At 62.5% G+C, this 11,476-nt stretch carries 11 protein-coding genes; 8 read left to right on the top strand and 3 right to left on the bottom strand.

Annotation, left to right across the window (positions count from 1 at the left end; genetic code table 11):
* Nucleotides 1-2,984 (top strand): calcium-binding protein (locus tag RV1423_RS30390; protein WP_034299132.1); only part of this gene is annotated, 2,984 nt, incomplete at its 5' end.
* Between the two features lie 53 nt (nt 2,985-3,037).
* Here RV1423_RS30390 and RV1423_RS17345 read toward each other — a convergent pair.
* Nucleotides 3,038-4,546 (bottom strand): PLP-dependent aminotransferase family protein, encoded by a 1,509-nt coding sequence (locus RV1423_RS17345; protein ID WP_034299130.1) that lies wholly within the window; start codon nt 4,544-4,546, stop codon nt 3,038-3,040.
* Nucleotides 4,547-4,706: 160 nt separating this feature from the next.
* Here RV1423_RS17345 and RV1423_RS17340 point away from each other — a divergent pair, with 160 nt between their 5' ends.
* The 7 genes from RV1423_RS17340 to RV1423_RS17310 all read left to right on the top strand — a co-directional run bounded on the left by RV1423_RS17340 (nt 4,707) and on the right by RV1423_RS17310 (nt 9,769).
* The gene (locus tag RV1423_RS17340; protein ID WP_051516736.1) at nt 4,707-5,714 is read left to right on the top strand and encodes a threonine dehydratase; all 1,008 of its coding nucleotides are present in this window, start codon (nt 4,707-4,709) and stop codon (nt 5,712-5,714) included.
* Nucleotides 5,711-6,040, top strand: a complete 330-nt coding sequence (locus RV1423_RS17335) for a DUF2917 domain-containing protein (protein WP_034299124.1) — start codon at nt 5,711-5,713, stop codon at nt 6,038-6,040. Before RV1423_RS17340 ends, RV1423_RS17335 begins: the two co-directional genes overlap by 4 nt.
* A 1-nt stretch (nt 6,041) precedes the next feature.
* Nucleotides 6,042-6,632, top strand: a complete 591-nt coding sequence (locus tag RV1423_RS17330) for a LysE family translocator (RefSeq protein WP_034299121.1) — start codon at nt 6,042-6,044, stop codon at nt 6,630-6,632.
* Between the two features lie 33 nt (nt 6,633-6,665).
* A complete protein-coding gene (locus tag RV1423_RS17325) occupies nt 6,666-7,535 on the top strand; it encodes a DMT family transporter (protein ID WP_034299118.1) in 870 nt (289 codons plus the stop codon).
* A 177-nt stretch (nt 7,536-7,712) separates the two neighbouring features.
* Nucleotides 7,713-8,171 carry a RidA family protein gene (locus tag RV1423_RS17320; RefSeq protein WP_034299115.1) on the top strand — a complete coding sequence of 153 codons (459 nt, stop codon included), beginning with the start codon at nt 7,713-7,715 and terminating at the stop codon, nt 8,169-8,171.
* A gap of 75 nt (nt 8,172-8,246) precedes the next feature.
* Complete coding sequence (locus RV1423_RS17315) at nt 8,247-9,440, top strand: PLP-dependent aminotransferase family protein (protein ID WP_034299111.1); 1,194 nt, start codon at nt 8,247-8,249, stop codon at nt 9,438-9,440.
* Entirely contained in the window at nt 9,440-9,769 is a 330-nt protein-coding gene (locus RV1423_RS17310; protein WP_034299109.1) for a DHCW motif cupin fold protein, read from the top strand. The genes RV1423_RS17315 and RV1423_RS17310 overlap by 1 nt, the downstream gene beginning before the upstream one ends.
* Before the next feature lie 79 nt (nt 9,770-9,848).
* Here RV1423_RS17310 and RV1423_RS17305 read toward each other — a convergent pair whose 3' ends face one another.
* Both RV1423_RS17305 and RV1423_RS17300 read right to left on the bottom strand, forming a co-directional pair.
* The gene (locus tag RV1423_RS17305) at nt 9,849-10,943 is read right to left on the bottom strand and encodes an MBL fold metallo-hydrolase (protein ID WP_155835143.1); all 1,095 of its coding nucleotides are present in this window, start codon (nt 10,941-10,943) and stop codon (nt 9,849-9,851) included.
* A gap of 67 nt (nt 10,944-11,010) precedes the next feature.
* Nucleotides 11,011-11,394 (bottom strand): tautomerase family protein, encoded by a 384-nt coding sequence (locus tag RV1423_RS17300; RefSeq protein WP_034299106.1) that lies wholly within the window; start codon nt 11,392-11,394, stop codon nt 11,011-11,013.
* Nucleotides 11,395-11,476 lie beyond the last annotated feature (82 nt).

The following is an 11,476-nucleotide window of genomic DNA, read 5'->3' as shown; positions in this document are numbered from 1 at the left end:
GCGATACCTACGCCAATATCCAGGATGTCACCGGCGGTTCCGCCGACGACACTTTCATTGCCAGCGCGGCGGCCAACAGGTTCGATGGCAGCGGCGGCACGCACAATCGCGTCAGCTATGTGAATTCGACGAACGCGGTGACGGTCGATCTGTATCAGGGCATCGGTACCGGCGGGCTGGCCGACGGCGACACCTACACCGGCATCCAGGATGCCACCGGCGGTTCCGCCGACGATACCTTCATCGCCAGCGCGGACGCCAACAAGTTCGACGGCAGCGGCGGTTCGCACAACCGCGTCAGCTACGCCAACTCGGCGGCGGCAGTGACGGTGAATCTGTTCACCGGCAACGGCGTCGGCGGGCTGGCCGACGGCGATGCTTACACCAACATCCAGGACGTGACCGGCGGCTCGGCCGACGACATCTTCGTGGCCAGCGCGGCAGCCAACAACTTCGATGGCAGCATCAGCACGGCGGCCTCACACAATCTTGTGAGCTACGCGAACTCGAGCGTGGCGGAGACGGTCGACCTGTTTCTTGGTACCGGCAGCGGAGGGGCCGGCAGCCTGGCGGCAGGCGACACGTACGTCAATATCCAGGATGTCACTGGCGGTTCCGCCAACGATACCTTCGTGGCCAGCGCAGCGGCCAACAAGTTCGACGGCGGCGGAGGTACGCACAATCGCGTCAACTACACGAATTCGACAGATGCGGTGACGGTCGATCTGTATCAAGGCACTGGCGTCGGCGGGCTGGCCGATGGCGATACCTACGCCAATATCCAGGATGTCACCGGCGGTTCCGGCGACGACATCTTCATCGCCAATGCGGCGAACAATAATTTCGACGGCGCCGGCGGTACGCACAACCGCATCAGTTACGCCAATTCGGCGGCGGCGGTGACAGTGAACCTGTTTACCGGCAACGGCGTCGGCGGGCTGGCCGATGGCGATACCTACGCCAATATCCAGGACGTCACCGGCGGTTCCGGCGACGATATCTTCATCGCCAATGCGGCGAACAACAATTTCGACGGCGGCGCCGGTCTGGATACGGTGAGCTATGCGAGTTCGACCACCAGCGTCGCCGTCAACCTGAGCGTCGGCGGCGGCGCCGGCAGCGGCGGCTTTGCGGACGGCGATACCTATACCAGCATCGAGAACGTCATCGGCGGCAGCGCGGCGGATATCCTGACCGGCGCCACCACCGGCAAGACCGTGCTGACCGGCGGCGGCAGCGGCGACACGCTGACCGGGGTTGCAGCCAATCGCGCCAATACTTACGCCAGCTATGCCGGATCGAACAACGGCGTCACGATCGATCTGAATTACGCCGACGGTACCGGCACCTCGGGCGGCGACGCTGCGGGCGACAAGCTCAATTTCATCGACAACCTGATCGGCAGCGGCAATGACGATATTTTCGTCTCGAACTCCCAGGCCAACAGTTTCGACGGCGGCGGCGGCTCCGATACGGTCAGCTATATCAGTTCGGCGGCAGGAGTGACCGTCAATCTGAGCAGCGGCGCCGCCGGCATCGGCGGCTATGCGCAAGGCGACACCTACGCCAACATGGAAAACATCATCGGCAGCGGTTTCGTCGATGCGCTGACCGGCGCCAATGCCGGAAAAACCGTGCTGACCGGTCTGGGTGGCGGCGATACGCTGTCCGGCACCGCCGCCAATCACGCCAATACCTATGCCAGTTATGCCGGTTCCGCCAACGGCGTCACGATCGATCTGAATTACGCCGACGGCACCGGCACCTCGGGCGGCGACGCCGCGGGCGACAAGCTCACGCTGATCGACAACCTGATCGGCAGCAGTTTCAATGACACCTTCGTCGCCAGCAGCCAGGCCAACAGCTTCGACGGCGGCGCCGGCGGCGTCGATACCGTGAGCTACCTGGCTTCCACGGCGGGCGTCAACGTCGACCTGTCCAATACAACCGGCGCCGGCACCAGCGGCGGCTATGCGAACGGCGACAAATTCACCAATATCAGCAACATCGTCGGCAGCAATTTCGACGATACCTTCTTCGCCAGCGCCGCCGCCAATTTCTTCGACGGCAGCGGACATGGCACGAATGGCGACACCGTAAGCTACGCGCGCTCGAATGTCGGCGTGCTGGTCGACCTGTATCACCATACCGGCGGCGATGCCGGCGCGACCGTATCGTTTGCCCACGGCGATACTTACGCCAACATCCAGAACGTGACCGGCGGCGGCGGCGATGACATCTTCGTGGCCGACGGCAACGCCAACAAATTCACCGGCGGCGGCGGTTCGGATACGGTCAGCTACCAGTACGCCGCTTCCGGGGCCATCGTCGCCAGCCTGGCGAGCGGCACCGGCACCAGCGGCGACGCCAACGGCGATACCTATGCCAGTATCGAAAACCTCACCGGCAGCGCCACCGTCGACAGCACGCTGACCGGAGACAACCTCGCCAACACGCTTACCGCGCTCGGCGATGCCACGACCAACGTCCTGTCCGGCAGCGGCGCATCGTCCGGCACCGATGTGCTGGACGGCCGCCAGGGTGGGCACAACACGCTGATTGCCGGCAGCGGCAACAACACCTTCATGGTCAGCGCGCATAACTCCGACACCATCGTCAACGCCACCACGGGTGCCGCCAACCTGGTGGAGGCAAATGGCTCCGGCGGCGTGACGACCTTGCATTTCGACGATCTGGGAAGCAGCCTCGACGTCAGCAAATTTTCCGGCGCCACCGCCGCGCATGGCATCACCACGCTGGACATTTCTTCAAGCAACAATACCAATATCCTGATCGGCGCCGCCGACGTGCAGCATTTGGGCGTCAACAACGTGTTGACGATCAAGCTGACCGGCAATGACAGCGTGCAGATCCAGTCGGGCACCCAAGAACACTATCGTATTTTTGCCAACGGCGATTACGTGTTTTACGATTCAGCGAGCTTCACCAATGAAATCGCACGTATCCATATTGCGGTGGTATAGGGACAGCGGGAACGGCCGGGATACATGAAGCGATCCGGCTCTGCGGCGACAGCTTATTTGCCGAGTTCCTGCTCGAAGAAGCGCCAGATGCCGGGATCGGCCATGCTGGCGACGTTGATGCGCATCCTGGTCGACGGCAACTGGTTCGGCGAGAACAGGCTGCCCGGCGCCAGCAGGAAGCCTTGTGCCATGGCCTTTTCGGTCAGCACGTTGGTATCGCGGCCGGCGTCGGTCCACAAGAACATGCCGCTGCCGGTGGCGTTGCCGGTATGCAGTCCCACTCGCTCCAGTTGACGTATCACTTTGTCGCGCACGCTGTTGAGGCGGTTGCGCAGGCGTTCCGTGTGTTTGCGGTAATGGCCTTCGGAGAGGATCTTGTAGACCACGCGTTCGCCGATTTCCGTTGTCGTCAGGGTCGACAACATCTTGCGGTCGGCCAGGTGGCGCGCCAGTTCCACCGTGGTGGCGATGAAACCCACGCGCAGGTTGGCCGACAAGGTCTTGGAAAATCCCCCGAGGTAAATCACGCGATGCAACTGGTCCAGCGCCGCAATGCGGGTGGCTGCCTGCACGCCGGCGCCGGGATGCATGTCGCAGTAGATGTCGTCCTCGACGATCGTGAAGTCGTGTTCTTCAGCGATGCGCAGGATCTGGAACGCCTTTGCCGCCGACAGCGAGGTCGAGCTGGGATTGTGCAGCACCGAGTTGATGACATACAGGCGCGGCTTGTGCAGGGCGGCCAACTCGGCCAGCCTGGCGACGTCGGGGCCGTCGGCCAGGCGTGGAATGCCGACCACCTTGGCGCCCATCGCCGCGAAGGAACCGAACATCAGGAACCAGGCCGGATCGTCGACGAAGATGACGTCGCCCGGCCGCAGGAAATGGCGCGCCACGATATCCAGCGCTTGCGTCACGCCCGAGGTCATGACGATCTGGTCCGGCGCAGCGGAGATTTCCAGCCCGGCCAGCTTGAGCTGCAATTGCTGGCGTAGCGGCAGGAAGCCTTGCGGCGTGCCATAGGACAGCAGCAGCGACTGATTCTGGCGGCCGATGGCGCGCAAGCCGTTGGCGATCAGGTCGCCATCCAGCCAGTCAGGCGGCAGCAGGCCGCCGCCCGGCATTTTTTGTGCGGGCATCTGGCGGAACATGTTGCGCACCAGCCAGACCACATCCAGTTGTTGCGGTTGTGCGGGGTTTTCAGTCGGATTGCCGCCGGCAGCGTGGCCGGAAGACGATATGACTGTACCGGTCATTTCCGGATTGGCGACAGGCGAACGCTCCCGCACGAAAAAGCCCGAGCCGCGCCGCGATTCCAGAAAACCCTGCGCGACCAGCCGGTCGTAAGCCTCCACCACGGTAAAGCGCGAGACGCTATGCAGGTCGGCAAACTGTCGTATCGACGGCATGCGTGCGCCGGTGCGCAACAGTTTGTCGTCGATGCGCGACTGTATTGTGCGTACGATCTGATCGACCAGCGAGTCGCCGCTTTCGCGCGACAGCAGGGGCAGCGTCGTCGGTACGGCTGCCGGCGGCAGGGTTTTGAGGCGGGCTGTATTGGTCATTTTACCGTGACAATGAAAGCAGTTATTTGGCTAAGTGTACTGGTACTGTACTGGTTATGTCGATTAGCATAGACCCATGTCGAGCGCGGCGTCAATCGGGAAAACGGTTGTCGGGTTGCCGCAATGACTTGACGCAATGATCACATCACAGGAGATAGTCATGACCGATTTGCTGCCAACCCATGCCGATATCGAGCAGGCCGCCAAGGCCGTGTATGCCGCGATGCCTGCGACGCCGCAATACGCATGGCCGCTGCTCAACCAGGCGCTGGGCATGGAAGCCTGGGTCAAGCATGAGAACCACACTCCCACCGGCGCCTTCAAGATCCGCGGCGGACTGGTCTATCTGCAGGCGCTGGCGCAACGCCAGCCGCGCGTGCGCGGCGTGATTGCAGCCACGCGCGGCAATCACGGCCAATCGGTCGGCTTCGCCGCGCGCCGCTACGGCATCCCCGCCACCATCGTGGTCCCGGAAGGCAACAGCAAGGAAAAGAATGCCGCTATGCGCGCGCTCGGCGTGGACCTGGTCGAGTACGGCAAGGAGTTCCAGGATAGCCGCGAGCATGCCGCCTTGCTGGCGCAGCACGAACAGTTGCACATGATCCCGTCTTTCCATCGCGACCTGGTCAGCGGTGTGGCGACGTACTGGATGGAGTTGTTGCGCGCCCAGCCCGACCTCGACGTACTGTTCGTACCGATCGGCCAGGGCTCCGGCATCTGCGCCGCCGCTGCCGCGCGCCGTGCGCTGAACGTGCGCACCCGCATCGTCGGCGTGGTGTCCGCGCATGCGCTGGCATACAAGTTGTCGTTTGACAGCCGCAGCAAGATCGAATCGCCGGTCACCACCGTGATCGCCGACGGCATGGCCTGCCGCGTGCCAGACGACGATGCGCTGGCGCTGATCCTGCGCGAAGTCGATGAGGTGGTGGCGGTCAGCGACGACGAAGTCGCGGTGGCGATGAAGCTGTATTTCATCGCTACGCACAATGTCGCCGAAGGTGCGGGCGCGTCGGCGTTGGCGGCGGCGATGCAGATCCGTCATCGCCTGGACGGACAGCGCATCGGCCTGACGCTGTCGGGCGGCAATGTCGACCATGACATATTCGCGCAGATTCTCGGCCGCCCGGATGCGGCGGCGAGCCCGGGCGAGAGCAGGAGGGCGGCATGACCAGGCTGACGCGGGAGCATCATCTGCATCTTGATGCCGGCGCGCTGGTGTCCGGCAAGCTCGACCGCAGCCGCCTGCTGCTGGTGCGGCGCGGTCATGTCTGGATCACGCAGGAAGGCCGCGCGGAGGATTTCTGGCTGCATGCCGGCGATGCCCTGATCGTGCAGCCGGGCCGCATGCTCGTGGTGGAGGCGGCCGTCGCCAGCGAGATCTGCCTGGAACGTCGCGATACCCCGGGGTTGAGTCTGTGGTTCGGGGCGCGCTGGACCGCGTTGCGGGCGACCCTGCTGCATGTCTTTCCGCATGCACGGCAGGGAGGGCGTTGAGATGGAAGCATTGCTGCCGCTGGCATCCTTCGCCTTCGTCACCTCCATTACGCCGGGGCCGAACAACATCATGCTGACATCGTCCGGCGTGTGGTTCGGTTTCGTGCGCTCGATCCCGCACATGCTGGGGATCACTTTCGGTTTCGTCATCCTGCTGGCGATCTGCGCCGCCGGCATCGGCAGCCTGATTATCGCGGTGCCGGCCATTCACGTCGTGCTGAAGGCGGCAGGTTCCGGCTATCTGCTGTATCTTGCCTGGAAACTGCGCAACATGCGTTTCAGCCAGGACGATCGCCCCGATGTCAGGCCGATGTCGTTCACCGGCGCCGCGCTGTTCCAGTTCGCCAATCCCAAGGCCTGGATCATGGCGATTACCGGCGCTGCGGCTTTCCTGCCGCTGATCCAACCGGTCTGGCTGGCCATCGTCATCTATTGCCTGGTGTTCGGCGTCGTCAACCTGCCCTGCGTCGGCGTCTGGGCCGGCGCCGGCGCGCTGTTGCGGCGCTATTTGACGCAGCCCTTGTGGCGCACGGTCTTTACGGTGGCGATGGTATTGCTGACGATTTATTCGGCGCTGGCGATCTGGCTTTGATTGCAAAAAAAAGATACAACAAAAAGGAAGTTGATGAACAGTGAATCAAAAGGGATGTGGCTGGGCTTTGTCGGCGTCGCGGTGTTCAGCCTGACCTTGCCGTTTACACGCATTGCGGTGGCGGAATTGAATCCCGCCTTCGTCGCCTTTGGCCGCGCGGTGGTCGCCGCGGTGTGTTCGATCGGCATGTTGTGGCACCTCAAAGCGCCGCGTCCGACCATGCTGCAACTGCGCGGTTTGCTGATCACGGCGTTGGGCGTGGTGGTCGGTTTTCCCTTGTTCTCATCGATCGCCATGCATGACGTGCCGGCCTCGCATGGCGCGGTGGTGTTGGGCGTACTGCCGCTGGCGACGGCCTTGTTCGGCGCCTTGCGCTTCGGCGAGCGGCCTTCGACCGGCTTCTGGATCGCCGCGCTGATCGGCAGCGCCATCGTGATCGCGTTTGCGCTGCGCCAGGGCGGCGGCAGTTTCCATCTTGCCGATCTGGCCTTGTTTGCTGCCGTCGTCGCCGCGGCGATGGGTTACGCCGAGGGCGGGCGCCTGTCGCAAAGCATGGGCGGGCAGCAGGTGATCGGCTGGGCGCTGGTGTTATCGCTGCCGGTGTTGCTGCCGCTGTCGGTCTGGCTCGGCTGGCGCTATGGCGTCAATGCTTCGCCGCAGGCCTGGCTGGCGTTCTCGTATGTGTCGCTGTTCTCGATGTTCATCGGTTTTTTCTTCTGGTATAAGGGGCTGGCGCTGGGCGGCATTGCGCGAGTCGGCCAGGTGCAGTTGCTGCAGCCGTTCATGACGCTGGTGGGCGCGGCGCTGATCGTCGGGGAAACGCTGGATGCGAGCAACCTGTTGTTTGCGACGGCGGTGATTGCCGTTGTGGCAATCGGCCGGCGTATGGCGATCAGGCGTTGACGCGGCGCTAATGCAGTCCGGATAACGGTTTTAGTCAGGTTGTCCGTCACAAAGTCGCGATATTTGCGATAATGGCGGATTCCGGTTGTTTTTCAAGCTTTTCAATTTCAACACGTGCTGCCTTGCCGGGCGTCGATACACCGTCAGGCATCCAGCCACAGCAAACAGGAGCACCGCATGTCCGTCTACGAAAAACTCAAGGCCCTGAATATCGCATTGCCAGCCGTCGCAGCGCCGGCCGCCGCCTACGTCATGTACGCGCAAGCAGGCAACACCGTATTCCTGTCCGGCCATCTGGCCAAGAAGGACGGCAAGGTCTGGGTCGGCCAGTTCGGCAAGAACATCACGACCGAAGAAGGCAAGCTGGCCGCGCGCGCAGTCGCGATCGACCTGCTGGCGACGCTGCAGGCGGCGTGCGGCGGCGACCTGACCCGCGTCAAGCGCATCGTCAAGCTGATGAGCCTGGTCAATTCGACCGGCGATTTCACCGAGCAGCACCTGGTCACCAACGGCGCATCCGAACTGATCGGCGAAGTGTTCGGCGAGCAAGGCAAGCATGCGCGTTCGGCCTTCGGCGTGGCGCAGATCCCGATGGGCGCTTGCGTCGAAATCGAATTGATTGCAGAGATCGCTTAACTCACTTTTCAGTCACCTTAAACAAGCAGCCGGACCGGCTGCGGCAGTTCACGTTACCCATTTCTGGCAGGCATTATGAAAATCGAAAACCCCAATCCGCTTCAGTGGAATTTCTCCAAGCGTTCGCAGCAGTTGCAAAGCTCCGCCATCCGCGAAATCCTGAAGATCACCATGCGTCCGGAAATCACTTCGTTCGCGGGCGGCTTGCCGTCGCCGGCGACGTTCCCGGTCGAGCGCATGAAGGCGGCTTTCGATACGGTCCTGACGCAACAAGGCAAGATCGCACTGCAATACGGTCCGACCGACGGCTACGGCCCGCTGCGCGAATGGGTGGCCGATTCGCTGTCGACCGACGGCGCCAAGATCCTGCCTGAACAGGTGCTGATGGTGTCCGGTTCGCAGCAAGGGCTGGACCTGCTCGGTAAAGTGCTGATCGACGAAGGCAGCAAGGCATTGGTTGAAACGCCGAGCTACCTGGGCGCGCTGCAGGCGTTTTCGATCTATGGCCCTGAATTCATCTCGGTGCCGAGCGACGAGCAAGGCCTGATTCCATCGGCCGTCGAAGAACTGGGCAAGGGCGCGCGCCTGCTGTATGCGCTGCCGAATTTCCAGAATCCGACCGGCCGCACGCTGCCGCTGGATCGCCGCCTGGCGCTGGTGGAAGCCTGCGCGCGCATCGGCCTGCCGCTGATCGAAGACGACCCGTACGGCGCGCTGAGCTACCGCAACGATCCGCTGCCGAAGATGCTGAACATGAATCCGGGCGGCGTGATCTACATGGGCTCGTTTTCCAAGGTGCTCACGCCCGGCATCCGTCTCGGTTACGTCGTCGCGCCGACGCCGCTGATCCGCAAGATGGAACAGGCCAAGCAGGCGACCGACCTGCACACCGCGCAACTGACGCAGATGGTGGTCTACGAAGCGATCAAGGACGGTTTCCTGCAAACGCATATCCCGACCATCCGCAAGCTGTACGCCGACCAATGCCAGGCCATGCTCGACGCGCTGCAGACCTACTTCCCGGCCGGCACAAGCTGGACCAAACCGGAAGGCGGCATGTTCATCTGGGTGACCTTGCCGGCGCATATCGACAGCGGTGAACTGCTCAAGGAGGCGGTGGAAGAGCATGTCGCCTTCGTGCCGGGCGCGCCGTTCTATGCCAACGAACCGCAGAAGAACACGCTGCGCCTGAGTTTCGTCACCGTGCCGCCGGAGAGAATTCGCGCCGGCATCGAACGCCTGGGCAAGCTGATCGCCTCCAAGCTGTAATGGAAATCGGCAACCTGCCCTTCGGCACCACCGACTGGAGCACGGTCGAGCGCACCGAACACAAGGGCGACAGCGGCATGGCTTACTGGCGCACGCGCCAGTTCGGCCCGATCCGGGTGCGCATGGTGGAATACACGCCCGGCTACCTGGCTGATCACTGGTGCAAGAAAGGCCATGTGCTGTTGTGCCTGGAAGGGGAGTTGCACACCGAGCTGGAGGACGGTCGCAACTTCGTGCTCCAGCCCGGCATGAGCTATCAGGTCGCCGACAACGCCGAGGCGCATCGCTCGTCGACTTCGACGGGCGCCAAGCTGTTTATCGTCGATTGATTGTGATTGGTTTACTGCCGCGCACTGTCGTCCCGGCGTTCGCCGCGACGACGGATGAAGCGTGTTGAGATGTACCGCGTCAATCGAGCTTCAAGGTCTCGCCGTGCTTCAGCACGGTAAATTCTCCCGCCGCCAATCCCGCTTTCTTCACCGCTTCCGCCAACCGTTGCGGCGGCTCGTCGAGCGGTTCATCCGTCATTTCAAACGATCCCCAATGAATGCCGATGGCACGCTTCGCGTGGACGTCCTGATGGATTTTCACGGCCTCTTCCGGATCGACGTGATGCGCTTTCATGAACCAGCGCGGCGCATAAGCACCGATCGGGATCAGCGCCAAGTCGAAGCTGCCGAACTTGCGGCCGATGTCCTGGAAGTCTTTTGAATAGCCGGTGTCGCCGGCAAAAAACACTGAAAACGGATGCGCCGCGCCGTCAGCAGTCTTGATCACCCAACTGCCCCATAAGGTTTCGGCGCGGTCCGTCAGGCTGCGCGCCGACCAATGCTGCGCCGGCACGAAATGGATGGCGAGGCTGTCGGCGTCGGTCTTGTCCCACCAGTCCATTTCGCGCACATTGACGATGCCGAGATCGGCCATCCATTCTTTCACCCCGAGCGGCACCAGAAACAGCGGCGGGCCGCCGGCCTGGCGGTTCAACTGCTCGACGCTGGCCCGGTCCAGATGGTCGTAATGATTGTGCGAGATCACCACCACATCGATATGCGGCAATTGCGCCAGCGGCAGGTTCAGCGGCACCTTGCGTCTGGGACCGAGGAAGCTGAACGGCGAAGCGCGTTCGGAGAACATCGGGTCGGTCAGGACATTCATGCCGCCGATTTGCAGCAGCGCCGTGGCATGGCCGATCCAGGTCACGCTGGGCACGGTCTTGTTGGCTTGCAGCCAGGCGACCTCGGGTACGGCCATCGGAAACCGGTAGTTGTTGGCAGGCGCTTTCGGCAAGCCTTGCGTGATGCGTTCCCATTGCCATTTGACGAAGGAGGCGCGCGGCTCTTGCGGATAAGTGTTGCGGAAACCGGATGGCGTGCGGTTGGCTTTGTCGGGATCGTAGTATTTGCCTGCCGCGGCGCAGCCGGTGCCGATCAGGACCAGGACAAGAGCTATGCGGGGCAGGCGCTTGTGGGCAGCGGACGGCTTGGTCGACGGAGAAGAGGGCATGAAGGGCATGGCAGGTTGATCAGGCTTGCCATGCTATCAGGCTCCGCGATCGGATGCAGGACGGCGTTCAGGTCGCGTACTGCGCCACGCCGTTGCCGAACGACCAGTTCTCTTTCTGCACTTCGACCAGGTTGATGAAGACATCTTCCGGCCGTATGCCGGGCTGCTCTTGCAAGCGCTCGACGATGCGGGCGTACAGCGCCTTCTTTTGCTCGATCGTGCGCGTGTTGCTGGCCGTGATCTGGATCAGCACGAAGCGGTCGCTGCGCGCGATGTCGGGATAGGTTTTGCTGAAGACGAAGTTGTCGGGGTCGTATTCATCGACGACCATGAACTTGTCGTCCTCGGGCACATTGAACACGTCGCGCAGCGACGCGTACACGTTGTCGAGGATGGCGTGGCGGTATTCGCGGGTCTCGCCGCGGCGGATGGAAACTCGGACGAAAGGCATGCTGGTTCTCCTTCAGGGTTGATGATGCATTGAGGTAATGCAGTCATCTTAGATCCGGCGTATGATTTGTAAAACATATAGA

It is taken from the genome of Herbaspirillum sp. RV1423 (genome assembly GCF_000577615.1).
Taxonomy (GTDB): Bacteria; Pseudomonadota; Gammaproteobacteria; order Burkholderiales; family Burkholderiaceae_D; genus Herbaspirillum.
This window is presented reverse-complemented; position numbering and strand designations above follow the sequence as displayed.